This window comes from Rhodococcus sp. NPDC056516, from assembly GCF_042794655.1.
GTDB lineage: Bacteria > Actinomycetota > Actinomycetes > Mycobacteriales > Mycobacteriaceae > Rhodococcus_F.
This window is the reverse complement of sequence record NZ_JBHTTG010000009.1, coordinates 72,028-97,802: the sequence shown is the minus strand read 5'-3', so window position 1 is coordinate 97,802 and position 25,775 is coordinate 72,028. Positions and strand designations below refer to the sequence as shown.

At 62.0% G+C, this 25,775-nt stretch carries 22 protein-coding genes and 1 riboswitch; of the genes, 10 read left to right on the top strand and 12 right to left on the bottom strand.

The features are described 5' to 3' along the window. The first annotated feature begins 36 nt into the window (after positions 1–36). The 4 genes from ACFQ6Y_RS25900 to ACFQ6Y_RS25885 all read left to right on the top strand — a co-directional run bounded on the left by ACFQ6Y_RS25900 (position 37) and on the right by ACFQ6Y_RS25885 (position 3,617). On the top strand, positions 37–1,545 hold the full coding sequence (locus ACFQ6Y_RS25900) for a class I adenylate-forming enzyme family protein (protein WP_378639551.1): 1,509 nt from the start codon (positions 37–39) through the stop codon (positions 1,543–1,545). Between the two features lie 27 nt (positions 1,546–1,572). Next, a complete protein-coding gene (locus tag ACFQ6Y_RS25895) occupies positions 1,573–2,196 on the top strand; it encodes a TetR family transcriptional regulator (protein WP_378638831.1) in 624 nt (207 codons plus the stop codon). Between the two features lie 72 nt (positions 2,197–2,268). Then, entirely contained in the window at positions 2,269–2,604 is a 336-nt protein-coding gene (locus ACFQ6Y_RS25890) for an EthD domain-containing protein (RefSeq protein ID WP_378638828.1), read from the top strand. Further along, complete coding sequence (locus ACFQ6Y_RS25885; protein ID WP_378638825.1) at positions 2,601–3,617, top strand: MBL fold metallo-hydrolase; 1,017 nt, start codon at positions 2,601–2,603, stop codon at positions 3,615–3,617. Before ACFQ6Y_RS25890 ends, ACFQ6Y_RS25885 begins: the two co-directional genes overlap by 4 nt. 27 nt (positions 3,618–3,644) lie before the next feature. Here ACFQ6Y_RS25885 and ACFQ6Y_RS25880 read toward each other — a convergent pair whose 3' ends face one another. The 6 genes from ACFQ6Y_RS25880 to ACFQ6Y_RS25855 all read right to left on the bottom strand — a co-directional run bounded on the left by ACFQ6Y_RS25880 (position 3,645) and on the right by ACFQ6Y_RS25855 (position 10,812). After that, positions 3,645–4,409, bottom strand: a complete 765-nt coding sequence (locus tag ACFQ6Y_RS25880; RefSeq protein ID WP_378639546.1) for an SDR family NAD(P)-dependent oxidoreductase — start codon at positions 4,407–4,409, stop codon at positions 3,645–3,647. Between the two features lie 20 nt (positions 4,410–4,429). Beyond that, positions 4,430–6,160, bottom strand: coding sequence for an ABC transporter permease (locus tag ACFQ6Y_RS25875; protein ID WP_378638822.1), 1,731 nt, complete (start codon positions 6,158–6,160; stop codon positions 4,430–4,432). Continuing rightward, a complete protein-coding gene (locus ACFQ6Y_RS25870) occupies positions 6,160–7,323 on the bottom strand; it encodes an ABC transporter ATP-binding protein (RefSeq protein WP_378638819.1) in 1,164 nt (387 codons plus the stop codon). The genes ACFQ6Y_RS25875 and ACFQ6Y_RS25870 overlap by 1 nt, the downstream gene beginning before the upstream one ends. 2 nt (positions 7,324–7,325) lie before the next feature. Beyond that, a complete protein-coding gene (locus tag ACFQ6Y_RS25865; RefSeq protein WP_378639544.1) occupies positions 7,326–8,087 on the bottom strand; it encodes an SDR family NAD(P)-dependent oxidoreductase in 762 nt (253 codons plus the stop codon). Between the two features lie 77 nt (positions 8,088–8,164). Then, positions 8,165–9,199: an ABC transporter substrate-binding protein gene (locus ACFQ6Y_RS25860; RefSeq protein ID WP_378638816.1), complete on the bottom strand. Its 1,035-nt coding sequence runs from the start codon at positions 9,197–9,199 to the stop codon at positions 8,165–8,167. A gap of 290 nt (positions 9,200–9,489) precedes the next feature. Beyond that, positions 9,490–10,812: an FAD-binding protein gene (locus ACFQ6Y_RS25855; RefSeq protein ID WP_378638812.1), complete on the bottom strand. Its 1,323-nt coding sequence runs from the start codon at positions 10,810–10,812 to the stop codon at positions 9,490–9,492. Positions 10,813–11,016: 204 nt separating this feature from the next. Between ACFQ6Y_RS25855 and ACFQ6Y_RS25850 the strand changes: the two genes are divergently transcribed. Continuing rightward, positions 11,017–12,051 carry an extracellular solute-binding protein gene (locus ACFQ6Y_RS25850; protein ID WP_378638809.1) on the top strand — a complete coding sequence of 345 codons (1,035 nt, stop codon included), beginning with the start codon at positions 11,017–11,019 and terminating at the stop codon, positions 12,049–12,051. Positions 12,052–12,139: 88 nt separating this feature from the next. Beyond that, on the top strand, positions 12,140–12,928 hold the full coding sequence (locus tag ACFQ6Y_RS25845; protein WP_378638805.1) for an SDR family NAD(P)-dependent oxidoreductase: 789 nt from the start codon (positions 12,140–12,142) through the stop codon (positions 12,926–12,928). A 75-nt stretch (positions 12,929–13,003) separates the two neighbouring features. Here ACFQ6Y_RS25845 and ACFQ6Y_RS25840 read toward each other — a convergent pair whose 3' ends face one another. Further along, a complete protein-coding gene (locus ACFQ6Y_RS25840) occupies positions 13,004–14,566 on the bottom strand; it encodes an MFS transporter (RefSeq protein WP_378638802.1) in 1,563 nt (520 codons plus the stop codon). Between the two features lie 178 nt (positions 14,567–14,744). Between ACFQ6Y_RS25840 and ACFQ6Y_RS25835 the strand changes: the two genes are divergently transcribed. Continuing rightward, positions 14,745–15,755 (top strand): NADP-dependent oxidoreductase, encoded by a 1,011-nt coding sequence (locus tag ACFQ6Y_RS25835; protein WP_378638799.1) that lies wholly within the window; start codon positions 14,745–14,747, stop codon positions 15,753–15,755. A gap of 85 nt (positions 15,756–15,840) precedes the next feature. Here the strand turns inward: ACFQ6Y_RS25835 and ACFQ6Y_RS25830 are convergent, their stop codons facing one another. From ACFQ6Y_RS25830 to ACFQ6Y_RS25820, 3 genes are all read right to left on the bottom strand, one after another. Further along, complete coding sequence (locus tag ACFQ6Y_RS25830; RefSeq protein WP_003941187.1) at positions 15,841–16,545, bottom strand: MgtC/SapB family protein; 705 nt, start codon at positions 16,543–16,545, stop codon at positions 15,841–15,843. Between the two features lie 9 nt (positions 16,546–16,554). Then, positions 16,555–19,248, bottom strand: a complete 2,694-nt coding sequence (gene mgtA, locus ACFQ6Y_RS25825) for a magnesium-translocating P-type ATPase (protein ID WP_378638794.1) — start codon at positions 19,246–19,248, stop codon at positions 16,555–16,557. Positions 19,249–19,595: 347 nt separating this feature from the next. Further along, positions 19,596–19,769, bottom strand: a riboswitch (M-box (ykoK) riboswitch). 45 nt (positions 19,770–19,814) lie between these two features. Next, positions 19,815–20,399 carry a TetR/AcrR family transcriptional regulator gene (locus tag ACFQ6Y_RS25820; RefSeq protein WP_039972784.1) on the bottom strand — a complete coding sequence of 195 codons (585 nt, stop codon included), beginning with the start codon at positions 20,397–20,399 and terminating at the stop codon, positions 19,815–19,817. Between the two features lie 126 nt (positions 20,400–20,525). Between ACFQ6Y_RS25820 and ACFQ6Y_RS25815 the strand changes: the two genes are divergently transcribed. The 3 genes from ACFQ6Y_RS25815 (at position 20,526) to dszD (ending at position 22,905) form a co-directional block, all read left to right on the top strand. Further along, on the top strand, positions 20,526–21,629 hold the full coding sequence (locus ACFQ6Y_RS25815; protein ID WP_003941129.1) for a membrane protein: 1,104 nt from the start codon (positions 20,526–20,528) through the stop codon (positions 21,627–21,629). A 15-nt stretch (positions 21,630–21,644) separates the two neighbouring features. Further along, positions 21,645–22,118, top strand: coding sequence for a YbaK/EbsC family protein (locus tag ACFQ6Y_RS25810; RefSeq protein WP_378638791.1), 474 nt, complete (start codon positions 21,645–21,647; stop codon positions 22,116–22,118). Positions 22,119–22,326: 208 nt separating this feature from the next. Then, positions 22,327–22,905 (top strand): NADH:FMN oxidoreductase DszD, encoded by a 579-nt coding sequence (dszD, locus tag ACFQ6Y_RS25805; RefSeq protein ID WP_003941189.1) that lies wholly within the window; start codon positions 22,327–22,329, stop codon positions 22,903–22,905. Between the two features lie 52 nt (positions 22,906–22,957). Here dszD and ACFQ6Y_RS25800 read toward each other — a convergent pair whose 3' ends face one another. Then, positions 22,958–24,403, bottom strand: coding sequence for an NAD-dependent succinate-semialdehyde dehydrogenase (locus ACFQ6Y_RS25800; RefSeq protein ID WP_378448105.1), 1,446 nt, complete (start codon positions 24,401–24,403; stop codon positions 22,958–22,960). Between the two features lies 1 nt (position 24,404). Next, positions 24,405–25,769 carry a 4-aminobutyrate--2-oxoglutarate transaminase gene (gene gabT / locus ACFQ6Y_RS25795; protein WP_378638789.1) on the bottom strand — a complete coding sequence of 455 codons (1,365 nt, stop codon included), beginning with the start codon at positions 25,767–25,769 and terminating at the stop codon, positions 24,405–24,407. Positions 25,770–25,775 lie beyond the last annotated feature (6 nt).

Below are 25,775 nucleotides of genomic sequence, written 5' to 3'. Positions count from 1 at the left end.
AAGAGGGACGCCGCAGTGAAGGTGCTCGCACAGGAGATGCTCGCCCGCGCGGAAGGAAACCCGGCCGAGATCGCGGTGATCGACGAATTAGGCTCTCACACAATCGGTTCGATCGTAGAGGCGGCTCGCTCACTCGCCGATACCATCGCTTCGATCAACGACGGGGCGCCGACCGCGCTCATTCAGGCCGACAACACGTGGCAGACGGTGGCCACGGCTCTTGCGATCGGACTTCGCGGCGGCGTAGTCGCGGTCTTCAGTCCGCACGCCACCGAATCCGAATTCGAGATGGCGATCGACGACATCGACCCGGATCTCGTGGTTGCCGATGTCGATGCACTGACCCACTGGGGCATCAAGGACGACCAGTTTGCCGGTTCCGCAACCACATTTGGAACACGAGTGCTCAGGTCTCGGCATGGCGCTTTCGCCTCCGTCGAGCGCTGGCGCGGTGGCACCGCGATTGCAATGACCTCCGGTTCCACCGGTCGCCCGAAGTGTGTCGTCCAATCCGAGGAGGCAATCCGCTACGCCTGCCAGAGCACCATCGATACCGTCGGATTGCAACAGGGTGAGGCGGTTGGCGCTTTTGTGCCGCTGTCGTCGGTCGCGGCTTTCTGTTTCGGGATGTATCTACCTGCTTTCCTTGGCGGACAGATGGTTTCGATCGCGAAGTGGTCTCCTGCGATAGCACTGGAGGCAATGGCGCAGCACCGGGTCGCCTGGACGATGCTGGTGCCGACCATGGCCTTACAGCTCTCGGTTACCGAAAAGGCCGACGGCAAGCTCTCGGCGATGCGCGCCCTGACAGTTGGTGGCGGTCCGATGAACGAGCGCACACTCGGGAACGCCGAAACCGTCTTGGGTACCACTTTCCTTCGAGTATTCGGCATGTCCGAATGCCTGGGCCACACGACCCCGCGTCTGGACGATCCGCCGGCCGTCCGACTGGGGCGAGACGGACGCCCGTTCCCAGGCACCGTCGTTCGGGCCGTCGACGCGGCCGGAGCGCTACTCACCACAGGCGAAATCGGTGACGCCCAGGTGAAGGGTCCGTCGCTGTTCGTCGGCTATGCGCGCGGCGGTGTTCCGGTGCTGCCCGAGCTCACCTCGGACGGCTTCCTGCCGACGGGCGATCTGGTCGAAGTCGGTGAAGACGGATCGATCTGCGTCATGGGACGCCAGAAGCAAATCATCATCCGCGGTGGCCGCAATATCGACATCAACGAAATGGAATCGGCGATTGCGTCGTTGCCCGCGGTGGTTCAGGTTTGCGTGGTGCCGGTGCCGGACGACCTTCTGGGCGAGCGGGCGGCGGCCCTCGTCGTCACTGGTGGTGCACCGCTGACGCTGGCGGAGGCGACCACGCAGCTTGCCGCGAGGGGCTTTCCAAAGTTCAAGTGGCCGGAGTTTCTCTTCTCCGTCGAAGATCTTCCGCAGAACCGAGTCGGCAAGCTTTCCAGGGCAGATGCGGTGGCGCTCGCCTCAGGCCTGGCCTCTGAAATTGACACGAGTTCATCTCAAGAAGGGGTAAGGTCGAACTAATCATCCACGCACCTCCGGGGGAGCCACATGACAGCAGAGACCGCGTTGCGCCGGGAGAGTCCGCGCTCCAAGCGAACTCTCATTCTTGCCACGGCGATCGACCAGTTCGGCAAGTTGGGTTACGAGCACACCAAGTGGGCATCGATCGCCGACGAGGTCGGTATCGGACAGACGGCGCTCTATCACTATTTCGAATCGAAAGCACATTGCCTGCTGACCATCATGCGGCTGGAATTGGCCGATTCGTTGGAGCGAGTCACTGTTGCAACCGAGGGTGACTCGGATCCCGCAAAGGCACTCAGGGCGGCGATCGTCGTGTCACTCAAGGCTTCACCGAGGGATGCTCTGCAGCGCCGCATTCTTCAGAGCCACATGGATCTTCTTGCGGCGGAGCGACAGTCGGAAAAAGAAGAGTCCGAACGACTGAAGTCCCGTGAACTCGTCCAAGAGATCGAAGAAAAGTGGACCGCGCTGATTGCGAGTGGGATCAAGGAAGGCGTCTTCGCCGATTCTGATCCTCGATTGATGGGCCGACTCGTCTTGGCCCTTGTGATAAGCGTTTGGCGGTGGTATCGCCCGGACGGCCAACTCAGCCTGACGGAGATCGCCGATCGAGTGACCGATGCGGCTCTGCGGATGGTGCGCACGTAGGTCGCTCCGAGCGCGGCGAGTAGCCGTTCGACCTGCCCATCGAAACCAAAGTGAATTCAATTAGGAGTCGACATGTACAACCTCGTTCTCGTCGCATCCCGACCCACCGACTGGACCCATGAGCAGTTCATCACTTGGTGGCGCGGCGAACACGCGGACGTCACCTACCCCCTTCCTGGCCTGCTGCGGTGGCAGCACACCGAATTGCTCGAAGCCTTCGGGACCAAGTCGGAAGGGTGGGATGGTTTGTCCGTCTTGAGTTTCGAGTCACGCGAGGCTCTCGAAGCCGCCCTGGCGAGTCCACAGTGGCAGGCTGCCGTTGATCACGTTGGCACCATGGGTGGCCGCCGGATGATGTGGTACGGCGACGAAAAGACCATGGTGCCGCTCGTCGACAGCGGAAAATGACCGATTCTTGGGATCGGCCCGGTTGCTATCGCGTCGCCGACGGTCTTTTCCGGATCCCATTGCAGATGCCGCAGGACGGCCTGCGTGCAATCAACGTCTACGCGCTCGAAACCACGTACGGACTGGCACTGGTTGATGGCGGTTGGCATCGGAACAGCACGCACGCCGAGTTGTCCGACGCCTTGGCGCTGATCGGTCGTAGCCCGGCGGAGATTCACGACATCTATGTCACGCATGTCCACCGTGACCACTACACGTTTGCCGTTGAGCTGCGTCGACGGCATGGTTCGCGAATCCACCTCGGCGCAGCCGAATCTCCCGGGATCGCCGCAATCGCCAAGCTGGGCAACAATGTTCCAGAGAGCTCAATTCTTCAGCTGCACCGATCCGGCGCAGCGACAATCGCCGAGCAGGTCTATCGAGACTCGGTCGACGAACCCTTCGAGCCCTCGGACTGGGAGGCTCCCGATCACTGGCTCTCCCCCGGCACTCTCAATATTCCAGGCCATCGTTTGTTCGCGGTACACACTCCCGGACACACTAAGGGGCACATGGTTTTTCATGACCTCGAACGCGGCCTCTCTTTCACTGGAGACCACGTGTTGCCGACGATCACGCCGTCGATCGGATTCGAACTCGGCGATTGGGAGCTGCCACTCGGAGCGTACCTCCGCTCGCTGCGGATGATGCTCGACGACCGGGACCGGATCATGATGCCGGCTCACGGCGGCACAGGTGCGGGTCTGCACGCGCGGTGCCGGGAGTTGTTGGTGCACCACGATCGCCGTCTAGGTCAGACTGCTTCTGCGGTAGTCGAATTGGGCGAGGTCTCAGGGCTGCAAGTGTCAGAGGTGTTGACCTGGACCCGACGCGAACGCGGCTTCGATTCTCTCGACACGTTCAACCAGATGGTAGCCACGTGCGAAACGCTTGCCCACCTCGATGTGCTCGTCGACCGTGGGCAGTTGTCCGTGCAGAACAGGAACGGGGTGGATCTCTTCAGTTCGAACTGAAGAGATCCACCCCGTTTGTCGAGGCTCTCAGGCGCAGGTCCAACCGCCGTCGACATAGAGCTCGGTGCCGGTGACGAAGGTCGAGTCGTCACCCGCCAGGAAAGCCACGGCGGCAGCAACTTCCGAGGCCGTGCCGAGTCGGCCCATCGGCGTATTCGCAATCATCGCCCGGTGCCGCTCACTACCCTCGTAACGCCGCAGCAGTTGCTGGGTCTCGATAAATCCCGGATGCACCGAATTCACGCGCACACCCTTTGTCGCCCAGTGCAATGCGGCGTTCTTTGTCATCGTGCGGACCGCACCCTTGGCGGCCGCGTAGGCAAAGCTGTTACCCAATCCGCCGACTGTGCCGAGGATCGAGCAGATGTTGACGACCGAACCACCGCCGGTGCTTTCGATGTAGGCCCCGGCGTGTTTCATGCCGAGCCACGTTCCGGTCTGACTGACCTCGATGACTTTGTCGTACCGATCGAGGTCTTCGTCGACGACGGAAGCCACACTACCGATCGCACCGTTGTTCACCACGGCGTCGAGTCGGGAATGCCGCTCGGCGACGGCTTCGATGACGCTCTGCCATTGCTCTTCTCTGGCGATGTCGAGTGCGAGCGCCTGATGGCGGTCGGGCTGATCCTGCCTCGCGACCACTTCGGCGCACGCGTCACCGCTGATGTCGGTGACGATCACCGAAGCACCTTCGGCCGCAAGGCGGCCGACGATTTCGACGCCGATACCGCCGGTGGCTCCGGTTACCAGTACCACTTTCTCACGCAAACGAGTATTGCCTACCGACATCATTTCAGCTTCACTTTCTGTCACAGCTTGCTCAGGACGTTACGCCCGCCGACAAGCATGGCGATGGCAACGCCGATTGTGGTCACCGCGGTCATCAGCAGCGCCATGGCGGCCACCATCGGATACGAACCGTTCTGCCACATGTCGAACAGCAGCGTTCCCATGACCTGAGTTGTGGAAGCGCGTACCAGGAGCGACGCGGCGAACTCGTGCGTGAGGAGAATGAACATCAACGCGACCGCGCTGAGAATCGTCGGACGCATGAGCGGCAACATGATTCGCAGCGTCGTGACGAAGGGGGATGCACCGCTGGTGGCCGAGGCCTCGTTGTATGTGTTGCCGAGCGCAAGCATGGCTGTCATCTGCATTCGTGTAGCGAACGGCAACATCAGAACGATGTAGACCAGGATGATGACCGTGCGGGTGCCGTACAGGATGAACGGCGGTTCGGTGTACGTCAGCAGGAAGCCGACGCCGAAGATCACCGCGGGGATGCCGAGCGGCAAGGCGGTCATCAGGTCGGCCAGCAAGGCCAGGATCTTGAAGCGGCGCCCGCGGACCAGGAGGTTGGCCAGCGCGTACCCGATCGGAATACAGATGATCACCGCACCCAGTGAGGTAAGTACGCTGGTGACAACGGATTCGGTGATCGCACTGGTCGACCAGAGCTCCCGGAAGTTGTCCAGGGTCAGTAGACCCCACGACAGCGATCCGGACCAGTACGGCGTCAGCGAGACGATGATCAGTCCGATCAGCGGAATGACCAGTGCGAACATCGAGAAGATCACCACGGTGGCCGTCGCCCAGGTAGCCCGGCCGGTGGACGAGGCAAATGCCTTGCCGCCGTGCGTGACAAACCGAGTCTGGTTGCCCAGCAGCACCTTCTGCACCAGGACGAGCACCAAACCGAAGATCACCAGTGGTGAACCGGCAGCTGCCGCGGCCGCGAAATCCGAAGGGGACTCGGACACTCGGCGGTACATCTCCGTGGTCAGGACCTTGACGCCCGAATTCTGGCCCAGCAGTAGCGGACCGGTGAACTGTCCCAGACCGAGCAGCAATGCGATTCCGCCGCCATAGATCAGCGACGGTCGTAGCAACGGCAGAACGATCTTGAAGAAGATTCCGACCGTCGACGATCCGCTCACCTGAGCGGCTTCGAGATGCTCCGAGCTGATGTTCTGCATGCCGGAGCTGACGAACAAGTAGACGAACGACGTGAGGCCGAAACCGGTGAGGATCACGATCCACGGAATGGTGTACACGTCGATGGGTCCGGTGTCGGTTCCGCTCCACCAGGGGAGCTTGCGCAAGAGCACATTGAGATAGCCGGGACCGGGCGAGAGCAGGAATGCCCAGCCGACGATGTTCGCGACAGCAGGCATGACGATCGGGAGAATGGGGACGATGCGAAGCCATCCCAGTTTCTCCGGGAGTCGGCTGGCGGCGAATGCCAGCACGGTACCGAGGACCATCGCGATCACCAGTGAGCCGAGTGCCAGGGCGATCGTCGTCCAGATTGCCTCGGCCACATCGTAGCGTCCGTACTGCGTACGGTAGCCCGCGCCGCCATCCTCGAACGCCAACATCTGCAGTCGAATCATCGGCAGCACTACGAGATACGCAAGAACGGCGATCAGAATCGCGTAGCCGATGCGGGCTTGCCACTGCCGTGAAATCGAGAACGACTTGACGGATCCGCCGGCGGTTGTGGTTGCGGTTGTGGTTGCGGTTGCGGTTGCGGTTGCCATCAGGATCGGTCTCCTACACCCGGTGCGACCAGCTCGGGAACGGCGACCGCAGTGGCGTCCGGATCGGCGTATACACGCATGCTGGACGGAGAGAAGCTGATCACCATGGGGGTACCCGGATCACTGGCGCGCAGTGTGGCACTGTGTTCGGCAGCACTGGCACGCAATGCCAGTTGTTCGGTACCGGTCTTGACCAATACATCGAAGTGTCGTCCGGCGTACTCGTACGTCACCAGTTCGGCAGGCAGTGCAACATTTCCGGTCGGGACATCGTCCATCGAGGCATGCATCTGCACGTCGTCCGGCCGGAACCGCGCCACCGCGGCGGTACCCTCGTCAGCGCGGTCGCGCACGCTGGCGTTGCTGAGATCGATGACGTCGTTCGCGCTCGTGATCCAACCGTCGTGGCCGCGGCGCAGCTCCAGTCGATTACCCATGCCGATGAAAGCTGCGACGTACTCGGACACCGGATTCTCGAACACGTGTTCCGGCGCGTCGTACTGTTCGATCTTGCCGGACTTCATGATTGCGATCCGATCGGCGAGAGCAAACGCCTCGGCCTGATCGTGCGTGACGAAGACGGCGGTGAACCCGAGGCGTTGATGCAGCTGATGGATCTGGGAGCGCACCTGGTCACGAAGGCGTGCGTCCAAGTTGCTCAGGGGTTCGTCGAACAAGACCAGATCCGGTTGCGCAACGAGGCCTCGGGCCACAGCAACTCGCTGTTGCTGCCCACCACTGAGCTGCGACGGGTACCGATCGAGCAGCGCGCCGCAATCGACCATTTCGGCTGCCTTCTCCACCGCACCCTCGGCGATGGCCTGTTTGAGCTTGCGGACCTTGAGCGGGTATCGGATGTTGTCCCGGACCGTCATGTGCGGCCAGAGCGCATATGACTGGAACACCATGCCGATGTTCCGCTTGTGCGCGGGCACATCGGTTTTGGTGGAGGCGTCGAATACCTGCCTTCCGCCGAACGAGATCGAGCCGCCCTGAGGGGTTTCCAATCCTGCCAGGCACCGCAGTGTTGTGGTCTTGCCGCAACCACTCGGACCGAGCAGGACAAGGAACTCGCCCTGCTCGATTTCGAGATCGAGTTGATCGACCACCACGTTCGATCCATAGGTCTTCGTGAGACCTGAAACTGCGAATTGTGATGCCATTTCTATACTTTCTCGTTCGAAATTTTGGGGGTGCGGACGCCGGCTGCCTGACCGCCGTCCACGAGGAGGTCCGTTCCGGTTACGTAACTACTGTCGTCAGCCGCCAGGAAGCGAATGACCTTGGCAACCTCTTCCGGCGCGCCACGGCGTTGCATCGGGATACTCCGTACGTACGCCTCGACGTCATCATCGGCGAAGTCCGATACCGACGTGATCTCGGTTTCGATGCTGCCGGGGCAGACGGAGTTGACTCGGATACCACGGTCGGCGAGCTCGAGTGCGGCCACCTTGGTCAGGGCCCGAACTCCGAATTTCGCTGCGCCGTATGCGCCCAACTCCGCAGTGGCAAGCACGCCGCGCAAGGACGCGAGATTGATGACGGACCCGCCACCAACCATTGCTGCGGCCGCAGTCTTCAGCCCGAGGAACGTACCGACGAGATTCAGGTCGATCATCCGACGAAACTGGTCGAGTGTCGTATCCGCCAGAGTCGCCTTCATCGCAGCTCCGGCGCTGTTGACCAGCACCGTGATGTCGTGGCCGGCCGCCGCCATCGCGGCTGTTGCATCCGCCCAGTCAGTTTCGCTCGTCACGTCGAGATGGCGGTAGTACGCGTTCGCGCCCAACGTCGCCGTGAATGCGCGCCCGGTGTCGTCGTTGACATCGGTGAGGTACACGGTCGCGCCGTGTGCGGCGAACAGTTCGGCGCAGGCTCCGCCAATGCCTCCCGATGCTCCCGTGACGAGAACGTTCGTTCCCCGCATCGAATCTGTGAGGTAGTTCAAGGTCAGCCTTCCACTTGTTGATTGGCGCTTATGTTCTGCGGAGCCATCTTTCGGTGTTACTGGAAGAGCTTCTGCCACTGCTGGGAGTACTGCTCGACCTTTTCCGGTGTCAGATCTTCGGGATTGGGCAGCGCGATGTCCTGGGCCCGGGCAACAGCCCCGGGGATATTCGGGAGTGCGGCAGCGTATCCGTCGTTGAGGGCGGTCTGACCTGCGACAGTTATCATGAAGTTGGCCAACACCTGGGCTGCGTTCGGATGCGGCGCGGTATTCAAAACGTGTGAGTACCAGGGAGTTCCCCACGGCTGCTGCGGCAGCGTCCAGTCGACGGGCGCGCCGGAGTTCACTTCGGTCACCAGCGGCTGCACCGAAGGGCTGACGACGATCTCGCCGGACGTCAGGGCCTGAGCCACACCGAGTGCGCTTGGGTAGATGCGGGGCTGCAGCTCGGCAAGCTTGTTCCAGTAGTCCTCGCCGTACGTGCTCGCGAAGTGCCGGTACATGTCGACATACGAGGCGATGCCCACCGGGTTGACGATGCCGATCTTGCCCCGGTACGCCGGATTGAGGATGTCCTGCGGTGCCGTCAAGCCGTTCGGTACCGCGTCGGTATTCCAGCCGAGCGAGAAGACGGCCGCGCTGGTGAGGAAGAACCGGTTGTCGAGCACGCTTGCCGCTGGATCGAATTCGGGGGCGTCGAGTGCGGGCCCGACAAGTTCGGCGGAATAGGTACCGGACTTGGCGGCATTCTGAATCCATGCCGAGTCGGTGAGCATGTGGACGTCGGCGGTGCCCTTGCCGATCTTGTGTTCGGTCTCGACCCGGGGATTGATGTCCGGATCGGTACCGCGGACGTATTCCAGTTCGATTTGCGGATACTCGGCGTGGAATGCAGCCTTGAGGGCGTCGAGGTTGGCCGGCTTCTGGCTCGAGTAGAGCATCACCTTGCCCTCTTCGTTCGCTGCAGCGACTACATCTTCCCAACTGCCGTCGACGGCAGCGGATGCGGGTTCACTACCGCCACATCCCGAGATGCCGACCATGACTGCGGCGGCGCTCAGCGCCACCAGGGTGCGGACGAATGACTTCATGACTTCCTTTCGGGCATGCCGTCGGGCGTCGACGGATCGACATGTCGTTGGCACTCCAGTGAGAGATGTTCTCGCGTCGACAGTTCTGCAGCTGACCCTGCGCGCGGTATGTCATCGCGTCTTGGTCTCGGGCGGAACGGTTGCCGAATCGGGAGTCGCCACGCCTGCAAACTGAACTGATGTCAGTTCGAAGGTAGTACTCAACTCTTGTGATGTCAATCACGAACACGTCAGACCCGGAAAATGTTTTGAGCAAGCTTGCAACTGCCGACATCGTCAGGCTGAACGGTTCAGATGACGGCGGCCGCGGCAGACAGACCGAATACCAGGGCCGAGGCGAGGCCACCGGCGTACGCCCGGTTCCACAAACCGCCGGTGTCGGAGCCGGCCGCAAGCAGTCCGGGGATGGGTAGTCCGGCAGCGTCCAGAACTCGGGCTTGCGTGTCGATCCGAATCCCGTGAAACGGGAATGTAATTGCGGGAACCGCTTCGATCACGTAGTAGGGCCCCTCCAGCAAGGGAGCGTGATCGAGTTTACGACCCGGCACCAGTTCTGCACCCTGGGTGGCCGCCTCGTTGAACTTCGTGATCGCCGCAGCGATCGCCGCTCCGTCGTATCCCCATTCCTCCGGTAAATACTCGAGTTCCTCGAGGTCCTCAGCCAGACCAACCCTGCCGCCACGCTTGCTCGCAAGTTCGAATTTATCAACGGCCACAGCACCTTCGACGTACGATGCGACCATCCAGTCACGGTGCACGCGCGCGTCGGCTATCAGCAGGCCTCGGCCCTGCGGCTGATCGAGGAGAGCCATCGTGGTGAGGTGATCGCCGAGCGTTTCGTCGACGAACCGTTCGTTGTCAAGACTGAAGAGAAGAGCATGCTCGCTGTAGTACAGCGACATGTCGACAAAGTCTGCGGGATCGGCGAGATCCACACCGCTCGGAATCAGATGCCCGTAGAAGCCGGCGTTCTCGACGCCGGTCGACGCGCCGACCTCGACCGCGAGGCGGTAACCTTCGCCGCGACTGTGGGGGTTCGAGCGCACGGCCATCCGGCCCGCGTCCGCGTGGACCTGCTGAGCGAGCAATTCCTTGTTGCCTTGGAAACCGCCGGTTGCCAGGAGAATCTGGCCGGCCCGAATCTCGCGCGCGGACTCGGCACCAGTACGTACTACGGCGCCGCGGACCACACCGTTCTCGAACAGGAGCGCTTCGGTCACGGTATCGAACACGACCGATCCGCCGGCGTCGAGGACGATTCGCTTGCAGGTGTCGACGTAGTGGTTGGTGTCGAATCTGTGCCCGCGGCCGAAGCTCAGAATGGGCTGCGCCGGGTCGACGTCGATGCCAATCGAGCGGATCCACTCGACACCGATATCAAAGCTGTCAACAAGGTAGCGCTTGAGCGCTTCGTCGCCCCTAGGGTTCTGTTCGGCCATGACGTCGTGATTCGGTGCACTCCAGGCGTATCCAGCGAATCGCGCCGAACCTCCGACGTCGGCGCTGATCTCGATCAAGCACACTCGCCTGCCTGCTGCGGAAGCTTTTGCACCAGCGGTCAATCCGGCCATTCCCGCACCGATTACCAGCAAATCGTATTCATTGCTATTCAACTTGACTCCAATTGTCCGGCGCCGGTGAGCGCCTTACGCCCTAATTGAACTGACCTCAATTTGATTACAGTAGGAGCGCCGCTAGGAGTGAGTCAATCGGTGTCATTGTCGACAAGATGCTTGTACTGTGTCCCGAGCCACTCTAATGTGAACTGAATTAGGTTTGATTTTGTGTCAGCAAGTACCAGAAACGGAGCAGCTCGCATGATCCCTCAGGTTTTCAGAACAACCGTGGCACTCACCGCGGTGGCGCTCGCGCTGACGGCGTGTAGCAACGCTCCCGCTGCCCCGGCAGAGCCGGTTTCAGGTTCGTGGGACGATGTCGTCGCTGCGGCCAACAACGAGGGAAAGGTCACGATTTACTCGACCCAGGCGGCGCCCCGACTCGCGGCGCTGGAAACCGCATTCGAAAAGGCCTATCCCGCAATTAATCTCGAGGTCGTCCGTGGCGTCGATTCGGATCTACTTTCCAAGATCGATGCCGAAAGCAAGTCCGGCAAGGGAATCGGAGACCTCGCGGTGATCACCGACGTGTCGTGGATGGATGCCGGTAAGGATGCAGACAAGGCGACCAAGCCGATCGGGCCGAGTTTCGACAACCCGGACTATCGCCGAGATACAAGCATCGTCTCGGACAAGTACTTCCTCGAAGGGGCAGTGATCCTGGGATTCGGCTGGAATACCGACCTGCTGCCCGGCGGTGTCTCGTCCCCGGCAAATCTTCTCACTCCGGAACTCAAGGGCAAGGTGGGGATCGTCAGCCCGTCAACGTCACCGACATACCTGGACTTCTACTCTCACATCGAGAAGTACTACGGCGGTAGGGAGTATCTGGAGAAGCTTGCCGACCAGAACCCGCGCATCTATCCGAGCAATCAGCCGCTCGCGCAGGCACTCGCTTCCGGAGAGATCGCCGCCGGCTTGATGGCCGACCCGATGTTGGCATCCAAGGAGTCCGGGGCTCCTGTTGAATGGTCTGCCGGAGAACATATCTGGGGTGCGCGTTGGTACGGTCTGACTCTCGGCTCGTCGCCGCATCCGAATGCTGCGCAGGTATTGGCCGACTTCATGGTCACCCGCCCCGGCCAGGAGGCCACGTCGGTTGGTTACAGCTCGGTGTTGCCCGGCATCGAAGGTTCGATCGCGAATGCTCAAGAGGTTCCTGATCAGAACACCGAGGTGACCACGGGTGATGGCGCCGCTCGTTACCGCGACGAGCTCGAAGCCCTGTTCAACTGAACTGCTTGACAACCGTTCCATGTGCACGTGTTCTACTCGTAATACCCGTGGCCGCCAAGCGGATCGACGGGACTGAAAGGTGTATTCGATGTCTGATCGACAGTTCGAGGGCCAGGTCGCAGTGGTAACCGGCGCAGGTTCCGGAATCGGCGCTGCCACAGCGCGCCTGCTCGCTGACCGGGGCGCAGTGGCGGTGTATCTGTGCGACGTCAACGAAGTTGCGGTAACCGAGGTGGCAACGTCTGTGGTCGGCGGCCAGGCCATCGGTCTGGATGTCGGCAATTCGGCGCAGGTGGCTCAGGCGTTCGCGAGAGTGATCGCCGAGCAGGGGCGGGTTGACGTCGTCGTCCATGCCGCCGGCGTTGACGACCCGAAGAGCAAACAGCGCATCTACGAGGCAGCTGAGCGTAATGAACCGGTTGACGTTCTCACGCACCTCGAGGACGAAGATTGGCGACGCGTCATGTCGATCAACCTCGACGGTACGTTCTTCATACTTCGTGAAGCAGTCCGGGCGATGAAACCAGCCCGCAGCGGCGCGATCGTAACGGTCGGCTCGTCCTCGGCGTTCGACACGCTTGTCGGCTACCCACACTACTCAGCTTCGAAGGCCGGAGTTCATGCGGTGAGCCAGGCTGTAGCCAAAGAGGTTGCGCCCTTCGGCATCCGGGTAAATACGATCGCTCCGGGACCGGTCAACACGGGGATGGCCAGCCGCACTCCGGCCAACCTTCGTGCTGCGATGACACAGGACGGATTCCGCGGTTACGCAACCGCCGAGGAATTGGCAGATAACATCCTGTACCTGGCGTCGCCGGGTGCCGCCAACGTCGTCGGGGCCGTGCTGCTGAGCAACGGCGGTAGATTCACCGTCTGATCAGGACGCGTTCCATCGAAATGCCCGGTTTTGCACGCCTTTCGAAGGCGTACAGAACCGGGCATCGCGGCATTGTCAGAACAACTTCGGCTCGATGAGTACTCGGGTTTGCGGAACTCGGGCAAGATATTCGGCCAATTTCGTCCGCACCCGGTTCTCCGGAACGGTCAGTCGCTCGGTCTCCTGAGCGAGGTACTCAGACCAATCGCGGAACGTGCAGTGCTCAACGTAGATATCGGGTTCGTCTGCCGATCGCGACACGCTCCAGCGCAGTGCACCAAGGCGGCGCCGTGAGAGTTTGAGTTCATGCACGCTGTCGAGGAACCCTTCCGCACCGCCCGGGAGTACACGGTACGTGGTCTCGACGATCACGCGCAGACCGGCGTATTCGACATGGGGGGCCAAGGGATACGGCGCCCCGGTCAGTTCGGGGGCAATCGCTTCACTAGGCATGATCCCGCGGCGAAGTGTCTCGAACACCGAAACGAACATCAACATTGCGGCCAGTAGCACGGCGGGAACGAGGCCGAGAGAGTCGGCGAGGACACCCCACAACAGGGCGCCGATCGCCTGGCTACCCTGAAACATCAACATGACGAAGGCGATAACTCGCGCCTTGATCCATCGGGGAACCACGGCATGGGCGGCGATCATCCAGGTGCTCTGAACCCCAACCCACGCCGCGCCGACCACTACAAGAACGGCAAACATCGCGCTGGCCCAAGGGATCACGACCAAACAGATCAGGACGAGTGCATAGGCACCAGAGCCTAGCGCCACGAAGTGATTCCAACTCATCCGCGCGCGCAGTGGCATCAGCAGGACAGTACCGAGCACGGCGCCTATTCCGATTGCACCGGAGAGGATTCCGAACCCGAACGTGCTCACGTGCAATCGATCATGGGCGACAAGCGGCAAAAGTCCCCACAGACAACTCGCGGGAATTCCGAACATTGTCAGCCGAAGCAGCAATCGCCTGGTCCAGCGGGAATGGCGAATGAAGCGCACGCTTCCGACCACCGCCTGGCCTATCGAACTGTGTGCTTGGACCTGCCCGACCGATGCGGGTACCGTCCGTGCCGCGACGACAATGCAGATGGCGAACAAAACGGCAGTCAATGCGAAAGCCGAAGTCGAGCCCCATCCGGCGAGTACGGCACCGCCGATAACCGGCCCGACCGCGCGAGCGCCATTGAAGACGGCGCCGTCGATCGCGGGAACCACCGCCATCATTTCGCGGCTGACCATGTTGGGCGACAACGCCTGCCAAACAACAGCGACGGACGCCAGACCTGCCCCGGCGACGAAGACCGCGAGCATCAAAATCGGAGTTTTCGCCAAGCCCAATTGTTGCAGTAACGCCAGCACGATCGTCGATGCAGTCAACACCATTGCGGTACCGACAAGCAGTAGCCGATGGCTGACGAACTCGGCCATCGCGCCGATCGGCAACGCCAACAGGAAGAACGGCAAGCTCGCGGCGACCTGAACCATCGACACCGTCGTCGCAGACTCCCCGGTTTCGGTGAACGTCCACTGCACTGCAAGTACCAGAATCCATACTCCGACGCTTGCGAACAGTTGGAAGCCAAGCATCATGCGGAGTCGCCTGATGCGCAGTGGCGCAAAGATACTCACTGGCCGATCGCTATCCATAGCGTTCCTCTCGATCAACGAATGCTAGACTGAACTTAATTCAGTTTAGAATCTGTCGGGAAAGATTCCGCAATATTTGCCTTGCACTGGGTTACGGACCTTGCCGGTCCGTACAAGATCCCAGCTATCCGGAAGGATCATCGAAATTCGCAATCGAGTTGTGTGCCTGACCACACGTCCGTCCGGCCCTCTAGCGCCGGAACATTTCACGATCGTCGATGCCGACCTGCCTACCTTGTCGCGGGGTGAGGTTCTGATCCGAAACACCTGGCTTTCGATAGATCCGTCGATCCGACTGCGGCTCGGCGCCACAACGCCTTCGGGATATCTACGGCCCCTGGCGCCCGGAGATCCACTGGTCGGCCTGGCCATCGGCACTGTCGTCGAATCTCGAAGTCCGGGATTCAGTACTGGCGAGATGGTCTCCCACATGTTCGGATATCGCAATTACGCAGTGGTTACCGCAGACGGCGAAACGCTCGGTGGTGCAGGCGGGCTGACGAAGATCACTCCGGGCGACTTTCCCCCTCAGTGGTACCTTGGGCCATTAGGCAGTGCTGGCTTGACCGCCTACGTAGGGCTTTTCGAGATCATCGAGCTTAAAAACGATGATGTACTTTGGGTTTCGGCAGCAGCCGGCGCCGTCGGAAGTATTGCGGTGCAATTGGCAGTGCTGCGAGGTAACACGGTTGTCGCTTCCGCAGGTGGCCCGGAGAAAGTCGAATACCTCAGGAGCGCACTAGGCGTCTCCCATGCAATCGATTACCGTGCCGGCGATTTGAAGACGCAACTGACCGAAGCCGTCCCCGGCGGTATCGACGCCTACTTCGACAACGTCGGTGGCGATCATCTGGGGGCAGCCCTCGATCACCTCCGGCCAGGCGGGCGGATCGCGATGTGTGGGGCCGTCTCGACCTACGACACATCTTCCCCCGCGCCCGGGCCAACGAATCTCTTCCAGATCACCGCAAAGAGCCTGCAAATGAGAGGGTTCCGCGCAGGGGCATATGACGAGTTGTATGCGGACTTACGTTCGGAGGTCGGCGGTTACCTCGCCAAAGGCATGATGACTTACCAGGAGACAGTATTCGAGGGGCTCGACCTAGCACCCACCGCGCTCGTCGGAATGCTCAATGGCAACAACACCGGAAAGACTCTGTGCCGACTGTAGGGAGCTCTGCTCCCACATTGGCACAGCACGCCGGTGCCGGCACGAGTCCTCCGCAATTGTGGAGTTGGGAGTCTGGCCTGCGAACCTACTTCGACGGTTCCACCTCCCACCGAACGTGAGTCACCAACGGTTCCAGACTCAACCGGCTGACGGCGGATTCCAGGAGTCCGTCGTCACGCTCGGCGGCAGCCAGTTCGGCCACCACCCGCACGCGGTCGCTGTCCGGGATATCGAAGGACTGCACTGACCGCAGTTGGAACTCCGGCCTCGAAATGGACTGCACGGTAAGACCTCTGATGTGGGCTTCGGCGTCGCCGTGGCAGGTCACCTCGAAGGTGTAGTCCGCCGGCGGTTCCTCGCGACCGGTGCGGGCAGGCTGGTGATCCATCATCCGACCCAACGGCCTCAACAGCGTGTTCGCCAACATGATTGCGCCGGCACCGAACACCGCCACCCAGTACATTCCGCCGCCTGCCAGCGCGCCGACGGCGGCCGTGGCCCACAAGGTTGCGGCGGTGTTCAGACCGGTGACCGAGGCTCCCTGCTTCATGATCACTCCGGCACCGAGAAAACCGATCCCGGAGACGATCTGCGCTGCGACGCGCGTCGGATCAGCGTCCGGACCCTGAAACCCGTACGCGCCCATGATGACGAAGAGCGTCGCACCCAAGCTCACCAACGCGTTGGTTCGCAGACCCGCCATCCTTGCGCGCCATTGCCTTTCGATCCCCACGGCAGCGCCGAGGACGAGCCCGAGCGCAATCCGCACAAGGATGACGTGAATTTCCACGGTGAACTCCTAGAGCCAGGTCGCGAATCGACGGATGAACATTCCCTTGGCCACCTGCGTGACGACGCAGTATGCCGCGAGAGTGAGGACCAGCCACGGGAAGTAGTTCCACGGCAGTGAAACCAACCCGAGGGAGTGACCCCAGGACGTGAACGGGAACACCAGCGCGAAGGCGCAGGCGGCGCCCGTGCTGAGCAGTACCGGCAGCGATGCACGCGACTGGATGAACGGGATCTTGCGGGTGCGGATCATGTGAACGATCAGCGTCTGCGAGATCAATGACTCGATGAACCAACCAGATTGGAACAGAGCTGCATGCTCGGGAGAGTTGGCAGCAAACACAAACCACATCAGCGCGAAGGTCGAGATGTCGAAGATCGAACTGATCGGGCCGATGAACACCATGAACCGGCGCAGGCTCTTGGTCTCCCACTTCCGCGGCTTCGCGAGGAAGTCGTCGTCGACGCGGTCCCACGGAATCGTGAGCATCGAGAGATCGTAGATCAGGTTCTGCAACAACAGAACTACGGGAATCATGGGGATGAACGGCAGCAAGGCGCTGGCGACGAGCACCGAGAAGACGTTCCCGAAATTCGACGACGCAGTCATCTTGATGTACTTCTGGATGTTTCCGAAGGTCCGACGCCCTTCGATGACTCCTTGTTCGAGTACACCGAGGTCCTTCTCCAGCAAGATGATGTCCGCGGATTCGCGCGCGATGTCCGCTGCGGTGTCGACCGAGATGCCGACGTCCGCAGCCCGAAGTGCGGGTGCGTCGTTGACACCGTCGCCGAGGAAACCAACCGTGTGGCCGACCCGGCGCAGCGATTCGACAATACGTGCCTTCTGCATCGGATCCGTCTTCGCGAAGACGGTTGTCCGCTGCACCAACTCGTCGAGGGCGTCGTCGCTCAACGCTTCGATCTCGGCGCCGGATACAACAGTTCCCACGTCGATACCGACTTTGCCGCAGACGGTTTCGGCGACCAGTTCGTTGTCACCCGTCACTACCTTGACCGCGACTCCGTGGCTCGCCAGGGCTTCGATCGCCCCGGCCGCAGATTCCTTCGGCGGGTCGAGGAACGCGAGCAGCCCGACCAGGGTCATGCTCTCTTCGTCGGCCGTCGAGTACTCGCGGCGCTGCTCTTCGACGACCGTCTTTGTTGCCACCGCAAGCACTCGCTTGCCTTGACCGTTCAGCTCCGCGACCAGACGGTCGACTCGGGCCAGCCATCCCGGTGTCAATTGGTGGGTCACCCCGTCCAGTTCCACCGATTCACAGACCGAAAGGAGCTCTTCTACTGCGCCTTTCGTGACGATCAGATCGGCGTCTCCGTGGTCGACCACCACGGAGAGTCGACGGCGCTTGAAGTCGAAGGGAATCTCGTCCACCAACCCGTGCCGACGCGAGATCTCCTCGACCACTTCGGGACCGGCGGCCTCGATCACCGCGTCGTCGAGAAGACTGCGCAATCCGGTCTGATTCACGGAATTGACTGCCGCTAGCCGCAATACGTCCTCGGACTTACGTCCGGCAGTATCGAGATGCTCACCAAGAACGATGCGGTCCTCGGTGAGAGTTCCGGTCTTGTCCGTGCACAGAACGTCCATGGCACCGAAGTTCTGAATCGCGTTGATCTGCTTGACGATCACCTTCTTGCGCGACATGTGCAGCGCACCCTTGGCCAGGTTCGCCGTCACGATGAGCGGCAACATTTCCGGAGTCAACCCCACGGCGGTGGCGACGCCGAAGAGTAGTGCTTGGCTCCAGTCCTTGGTCAGTCCGTTGATGATGAACACCGCGGGAACCATGATCAGCATGAACTTGATCAGCAGGTAGCTGACGCTGCGCACCCCGACGTCGAAGCTGGTTTCGGGTCGCTTGGACGCCAATTGTGCTGTCATGGCACCGAAGTAGGTCCGCTTGCCCGTGTGCACCGCGACAGCGGTCCCGCTGCCCGACACGACGGAAGTACCCATGAATCCGATGTTCTCGGCTTCGAGCAGTCGATCGACGTCGATCCCCGAGGATGGTTCCGCAGACTTCTCGGCCGGCATCGATTCACCGCTGAGCATGGACTGATTGATCTGTAGATCCTTGGCCCGGATGATGCGGACATCGGCCGGGATCATGTCGCCGGCGGCAAGCTGGACTACATCACCTGGCAGTAGTTGCTCGATCGGAATCTCAGCCGTGACCACGGTGTTGTTGATCTTGCGGGTGGCCGCGACTGTTGTCGTCACCATCGCCTTGAGCGCCTCGGCGGCGCGGCTCGAGCGATATTCCTGCCAGAACCTCAGTGAGACACTGACAAAGATCATCAACCCGAGAGTGATGATGCCCTCGTAGGAAGGTCCGTCTTCCGGGTCCGCCCACACCACGTCGGTCCCGACCATGATCAGGGCGAGGAATACCAGGATCAGGATGAACGGGTTCTTGAAGGCCCCCGCGAACTGCACGATTGCCGGCGCCGGGCGGTCGTGGCGGACATCGTTGCGCCCGTATTGCCGACGAAGATCGTCGATCTGATCGTCGCGAAGGCCGTTGGCCGTCGTGGTCAGATCGGCGAGGACGGTGCGCGTGTCCGAGGCCGAGTAGTCGACCAATTCCTGTGCGCTTTCCTTTGCCAGGACTGTTGAATGTGTTTGTTGTGCACTGTTTCTCGTGGGCCGTGGCCGCAATGCGAGAACGGAAAATGACATGACGAATCTCCTCGGCTGCCCGAACGCATCAGACCACGTCAGTGCATGAGGGCAGCAGAATGCGCTGAGCGACAATGGAAGTCGTCAGCAGACGCGGCAAAGCCGCGCAGATGAAGCCGAGGATGCAAAGAGTCAGTGACTGAAGAGCAAAAGACCGGGGTGAGCATCGTCGGCAAGAACAGAAGGATGGGTCGAATATCGACTCGGCGGGTCGTCCACGATGGTCACCTCCTGAAAGTTCGGGGCGTCCGTTGACGCCACACGATTGCATGCGCACAGCACACGCCAGGAGAACCGAATATCGACGTACTCTCGCCTTCGCCGGAAGAAACCGGCATCAAGCTGCGAAAACACCTCCACGTCCGAGTTTTGGCACTGCACGACGTGTCCCGATCCAAACCGGGAAGCCACTTTGGATCACCCCTTAAGCCGGGGAGATCTGTCCTAACCTTGGGCGTCTCTCGACGTCGTGAGATCAGTGGCCTGTGTTCGTGCAGAAGCCTCACCTAACGAGGTACTGCACCCAGAGGGTAGTTCTCAAATCTGTTGCCTGTCAACCGAGCAACTCAGACGGCGGACAATCCTGCCCGTGCGACGGCGCCGGCGAAGAGTGCCGTCACGGCGGCACCCATGACACTCTGATCAACCTCTTCCGGATCCACCGAGTGCTCGAGAACGAGCCCGGATATCAAGGCCATCAACGAGATTGCGGTTGTCCGCACGTCGAAGGAATCGTCCACCCCCCATTCACGGGCACGTTCGCCGATCAACTCCACGAGTTGACTGCGCAAGTGGCGACGCTCACGTAAGTACGCCTGAGCGATCTGCGGATCACGCCCGGCGAGGACTCCGAATTCGAGGACGAGCAGTGACCACCCCGGATCGTCGACCATCCACGTTGCAATTGCCTCGCCGCCTTTGCCCGCCGCATCCGCCGGGTTCATGCCGGCAATCTCGGCGAGTACGCGGCCGGCCAGTTCGAGAGACCGTTGCGCAAACAGTTCGGCGAACAGATCCTGTTTCGACTCGAAGTTGGAGTAGACAGCCCCCTTGGTGAAGCCCGCTCGGCGAGCGACTTCAGTGAGACGTGCAGCACTGAATCCGCGCTCCGCAAACTCTTCCGCCGCAGCGTCGAGCAGTCTTTGCCGCACCACGTCACGTCCGGGGCGGGTTACCGGAGTCCAGTCCGGTTGACGAGATTCAGTCACGATACCTAGAGTATTCAATACCTCGGGTATTGACAAGCTCTTTACTTTCGACAAGATCAGGACTCTTTCGTGACCACTACGCATCCAGCACACGCCGCACCAGACAACAGCTCCACCCACGACGAACACCACCACGACAATCTGCTCGTGAAGTACGGCGCACCCAAGGTGATGGCCGCTTTGTTCGTCGGCGTGCTCCTGCTGCAGATGGGCTTCATCCTCAGCTACGTCGCCGCCTTCCATCAGCCGACTCCGCGAGACATCGAAATCGCGGTCATCGCCGATCAGGGCACACCCGACGGCATGGATCAGCAGATCGCCGACAAACTCAACGCCATCGACGGCAGCCCGCTCGACGCTCAGGTGGTCGACAGCACGGCGACCGCTCGCCGCATGATCAACGACCGCGAGATCCAGGGTGCCTTTGTCATCAACCCGGCCGGCCCGGACACCCTGATCACCGCGAGCGCGGGTGGCAGTTCCATCGCGACGTCACTCGAAGCCGTGTTCACGAAGGTCGAGGCAACGCAGGACCGACAGTTCGTCGTCCGCGACGAGATCCCCGTCGGCGCGCACGACAACCGCGGCCTCTCCGGCTTCTACCTCTCAGTCGGCTGGGTCGTCGGCGGCTATCTCCTCGCGGCAGCCATCGGACTGTTCATCGGTGCGCCGAAGACGCTCCGCCAGGCAAGCGCACACACCGGCGTGATCGCGATCTACTCGATCATCTCGGGAGCCCTCGGCGCCCTCATCACCTCACACGTACTCGGAACCTTCGCCGGCCACTGGTTCCCGCTCTGGATCCTGGGAACAGCCGTAGTGTTCGGCACCGCCATGTTCACACTCGGATTGCGCGCCGCCATCGGCGTTCTGGCAGTCCCGCTGGCTATCGCCGTCTTCGTGATTCTCGGCAATCCCAGTGCGGGAGGCGCATTCGGCTCCAACGTGATTCCCTCGTTCTATGCCGCCATCGGCCGATGGATCACACCTGGCGCCGGCACCGAAGGCGTGCGGAGCATCGTCTACTTCAACAACGTCGGCGTCGGCCAGCCTGCTCTGACGCTCTTCCTGTACGCGCTGATCGGTGCGGTCATGCTGTTCGGCTTCACGATCCGTCGTAACCGAAAGTCCACCGACACGACGCCGACTCCAGCTGTGGCGAACGCCGACTAGTCCTAGTCTGAACTCATGACGAGCCTCCTCCACCCCAACGCCTCGCACGTCGCCGAAACACTGATCTCGCGGGGTCACCACGGCGTCATCGTCACGCAGCCCGACGCCACGCATACCGCGGCCGAGGCAGCGGCGGCCGTCGGGGTGGAGGTCGGCGCGATCACCAAGTCGCTGGTGTTCCTTCTCGACGACGATCCGGTCCTGCTGCTGGTCTCCGGCGCACATCAGGTCAACCTGAAGGCCACCGGCGAACGCCTCGAAGGCAAGCTCACGCGGGCGCCGCTGGAAATGGCGAAGACCGCGACGGGCCAGCCGATCGGTGGGGTCGCTCCGCTCGGGCATCCCACCAACCTGCCGACGTACATCGATACCGCCCTCGAGCAGTACCCCGAGTTGTGGGCAGCCGCCGGGCACCCCAACACGGTCTTTCGCACGACGTACTCCGAACTCCTCCGAATCACCGCCGGCCTCGCCGTCGACATGGACTGAAGCACTTCAGCCAACCCGGTCCGAAACCACTCGTACGTGCGTCCACCTATAGTTGGACGCACCATGTGCACTGCAACCAGGACCCCGGCCGGCAACCACTGGCGACGACGGCACGTAGATCTGTGCCGCACCGACGCATGTCTGTGTATGCCGAGCGCAGTCACCTCGACCACACCGCACACCTCGAGTTCCAGCCGGAGAGTTCCCGTTGTCTGACAAGCCGAATGCCGTTTCCAGCCACACCACCCCCGACGTCCCCGAAGTAGCGGCGACGCCCGAGTTGTCCACCGGCATCTGCGCCGGCGACTACCGCGCAGCGCTTCGCCGCCACCCCGCCGGTGTCACCGTCGTGACCCTCGATTCGGGTACCGGCCCGGTGGGTTTCACCGCCACCTCGTTCTCGTCCGTCTCGCTCGAGCCGCCGCTCGTCTCGTTCAACATCGCGGAGACGTCGTCGAGTATCAACGCACTCAAGGCCGCCGAGTCCTTGGTGATCCACCTTCTCGGCGAACACCAGCAACATCTGGCCCAGCGCTTTGCGCGTAGTGCCGACCAGCGTTTTGCAGACGAGTCGCTGTGGGCGGTACTCGACACCGGGGAACCGGTTCTGCACGGCACCCCCAGTTGGATGCGCGTCAAGGTCGACCAGCTGATCCCCGTCGGCGATCACACACTGGTCATCGGACTCGTCACGCGGGTTCACGCCGAAGAGGACGACGAATCCGCTGCCGCGCCCCTGCTCTACCACGAGGGCAAGTACTACCGCCCGACTCCGTTAGGTCAGTAGACAACTGTGCGCCTTTATTAACCGCCCGCGGTTAATAAAGGCGCACAGCAGGTTAGAGCGCTACGTACTTGGTATCGAGGTACTCGTCGATACCCTCGGTTCCGCCTTCACGGCCGAAGCCCGATTCCTTCACGCCACCGAACGGCGCGGCAGCATCGGAGATCGCGCCGCGATTGACGCCTACCATGCCGGTGTCCAGCTTGGCCGAGACGCGCATCGCACGGTCGATGTCGCGGGTGTAGAAGTACGCCACGAGACCGTACTCGGTGTTGTTCGCAGCCGCGATCGCTTCGTCTTCGGTGTCGAAACCGACTACTGCCGCAACGGGTCCGAAGATCTCTTCCTTCAGCAGGCGCGCATCGGCGGGCACCTGGTCGAGAACCGTCGGGGTGAAGAAGAAGCCGGGGCCTTCGGGTGCCGATCCACCGGTGCGAACGCGAGCGCCCTTGGACACGGCGTCGTCGACGAGTCCGGTGACGGTTGCGAGTTGCTTGGTGTTGATCAGCGGTCCGATGTTGGTGCCCTCGGCGTCACCGGCGCCCACCTTCAAGGCCGCAACCTTGGCGGTGAACTTGTCGGTGAACTCCTCGCGCACCGAGTTGGCGACGTAGATGCGGTTGGCCGCGGTGCAGGCCTCGCCGCCGTTGCGCATCTTCGCCAGCATTGCGCCGTCGACAGCCGCGTCGATGTCGGCGTCGTCGAAGACGATGAACGGTGCATTGCCACCGAGTTCCATCGACGTGCGGAGCAGCTTGTCAGCGGCATTGCGCACCAACAGCTTTCCGACGCCGGTGGAGCCGGTGAAGGTGACCTTGCGCAGACGCGCATCTTCCATCAACGGTCCGCTGATGGAAGCCGCGTCGGACGTCGGGAGGATCGAGAGCACACCGTCGGGCAGACCCGCGTCGGCAAACACCTGACCGAGAAGCTGCATGGTCAGTGGCGTGTCCTCGGCCGGCTTGACGATGATCGTGCAACCGGCAGCGAGCGCCGGTCCGATCTTGCGCGTGCCCATGGCGAGCGGGAAGTTCCACGGGGTGATCGCGAGGACCGGTCCGACGGCTTCCTTGGTGACCAGGATGCGACCGTTGCCGGCCGGAGCCTGCGTGAAACGGCCACCGATGCGGACTGCTTCCTCACTGAACCAGCGCAGGAATTCGCCGCCGTAGTTGACCTCACCGCGGCTCTCTGCCAACGACTTACCCATTTCCAGGGTCATCATCAGCGCGAAGTCCTCGGCGCGGGCGTGCAGCAATTCGAAGGCGGTCCGCAGGATCTCGCCGCGTACACGTGCCGGAGTGGCCGCCCAGTCTTCCTGCGCCGCAGCGGCGAGGTCGAGCGCGCGGATACCGTCGGCTGCGGTGGCGTCGGCTACCTGGGCAAGTTCCTCACCCGTTGCCGGGTTGTAGACCGCAAAGGTCTTCTCGGCCGGGACGAGCTTGCCGCCGAGCCAGAGACCCTGGGGTACGGAGTCGAGAAGATCCGAGACGTTGGACATGTCAGTTCCCCTGTGCTGCAGAGCGGATGGCGGTCTCGAGGACGGTCAACGCGTCGTCGAGCAGCTCCTCGGAGATGACCAGCGGCGGGAGCAGACGGATGACGTTGCCGTAGGTACCGCAGGTGAGGATCACGACGCCGGCAGCGAGGCACTCGGCGGCGATCTTCTTGGTGATGTCGGCGTCCGGCTCCTGTCCACCGGGCTTGACCAGCTCGATGGCGAGCATGGCGCCGCGACCGCGAACGTCACCGATGACGTCGAGTTCCTTTGCCAGTGTGTTCATTCGGCCGACGACGGTCGACTCGATGGTGCGTGCGCGGCCGCAGAGGTCGAGCTCGCGCATCTGGTCGATGGACGCCAGTGCAGCGGCGCAGGCGACGGGGTTACCGCCGTAGGTGCCACCGAGGCCGCCGGGGTGGACGGCGTCGATGAGCTCGGCGCGGCCCGTGACAGCGGCGAGCGGCATGCCGCCTGCGATGCCCTTGGCGAGAGTGACCAGGTCGGGGACGATGCCCTCGTGATCGCTGGCGAACCAGGCGCCGGTACGAGCGAAGCCTGCCTGAACCTCGTCGGCGATGAAGACGACGCCGTTCTCCTTGGCCCACGCGACGAGCGTCGGGAGGAATCCTTCTGCGGGAACGATGAATCCGCCCTCGCCCTGAATGGGCTCGATGAGGATGGCGGCCGTGTTGGCAGCACCGACCTGCTTCTCGATCATCGTGATGGCGCGCTGTGCGGCCTGCTCACCCGTGATCTTGGAGCCGTCGACGTTGAGGCCCTCGCGGTACGGGTAGGACATCGGGACGCGGTAGACCTCGGGGGCGAACGGACCGAAGCCGCTCTTGTACGGCATGGACTTCGATGTCAGTGCCATCGTGAGGTTGGTGCGGCCGTGGTACGCGTGGTCGAAGACGACGACTGCGTCGCGACCGGTTGCGTGACGGGCGATCTTGACGGCGTTCTCGACGGCTTCTGCGCCGGAGTTGAACAGCACGGAACGCTTCTCGTGGTCACCGGGGGTGAGCTCGGCGAGACGCTCGGCGACCTCGACGTAGCCCTCGTACGGAGCGACCATGAAACAGGTGTGGGTGAAGTGCGCGACCTGATCCTGAACTGCGGACACGACGGCCGGGTTGGAAGCACCGACGCTGGTCACCGCGATACCGGCACCGAGGTCGATCAGCGAGTTGCCGTCGACGTCGACGATGACTCCGCCGTCTGCGTCGGCGACGTAGACCGGGAGGGTGGATGCGACGCCGGCGCCGACGACCTTCTTACGTCGTTCGGCGAGCGCAGCCGAGCGCGGGCCCGGGAACTCCGTGACGATGCGACGCTCCTGCGGAAGCCGGTATTCGATTGCACTCATGTGACC

Bases quoted from the DNA above. Each gene is read 5' to 3' on its own strand.
- ACFQ6Y_RS25900 (WP_378639551.1), top strand. From the start codon at position 37: ATGCTCGCCCGCGCGGAAGGAAACCCGGCCGAGATCGCGGTGATCGAC.
- ACFQ6Y_RS25895 (WP_378638831.1), top strand. From the start codon at position 1,573: ATGACAGCAGAGACCGCGTTGCGCCGGGAGAGTCCGCGCTCCAAGCGA.
- ACFQ6Y_RS25890 (WP_378638828.1), top strand. From the start codon at position 2,269: ATGTACAACCTCGTTCTCGTCGCATCCCGACCCACCGACTGGACCCAT.
- ACFQ6Y_RS25885 (WP_378638825.1), top strand. From the start codon at position 2,601: ATGACCGATTCTTGGGATCGGCCCGGTTGCTATCGCGTCGCCGACGGT.
- ACFQ6Y_RS25880 (WP_378639546.1), bottom strand. From the start codon at position 4,409: ATGTCGGTAGGCAATACTCGTTTGCGTGAGAAAGTGGTACTGGTAACC.
- ACFQ6Y_RS25875 (WP_378638822.1), bottom strand. From the start codon at position 6,160: ATGGCAACCGCAACCGCAACCGCAACCACAACCGCAACCACAACCGCC.
- ACFQ6Y_RS25870 (WP_378638819.1), bottom strand. From the start codon at position 7,323: ATGGCATCACAATTCGCAGTTTCAGGTCTCACGAAGACCTATGGATCG.
- ACFQ6Y_RS25865 (WP_378639544.1), bottom strand. From the start codon at position 8,087: ATGCGGGGAACGAACGTTCTCGTCACGGGAGCATCGGGAGGCATTGGC.
- ACFQ6Y_RS25860 (WP_378638816.1), bottom strand. From the start codon at position 9,199: ATGAAGTCATTCGTCCGCACCCTGGTGGCGCTGAGCGCCGCCGCAGTC.
- ACFQ6Y_RS25850 (WP_378638809.1), top strand. From the start codon at position 11,017: ATGATCCCTCAGGTTTTCAGAACAACCGTGGCACTCACCGCGGTGGCG.
- ACFQ6Y_RS25845 (WP_378638805.1), top strand. From the start codon at position 12,140: ATGTCTGATCGACAGTTCGAGGGCCAGGTCGCAGTGGTAACCGGCGCA.
- mgtA (WP_378638794.1), bottom strand. From the start codon at position 19,248: ATGTCATTTTCCGTTCTCGCATTGCGGCCACGGCCCACGAGAAACAGT.
- ACFQ6Y_RS25810 (WP_378638791.1), top strand. From the start codon at position 21,645: ATGACGAGCCTCCTCCACCCCAACGCCTCGCACGTCGCCGAAACACTG.
- ACFQ6Y_RS25800 (WP_378448105.1), bottom strand. From the start codon at position 24,403: ATGTCCAACGTCTCGGATCTTCTCGACTCCGTACCCCAGGGTCTCTGG.
- gabT (WP_378638789.1), bottom strand. From the start codon at position 25,769: ATGAGTGCAATCGAATACCGGCTTCCGCAGGAGCGTCGCATCGTCACG.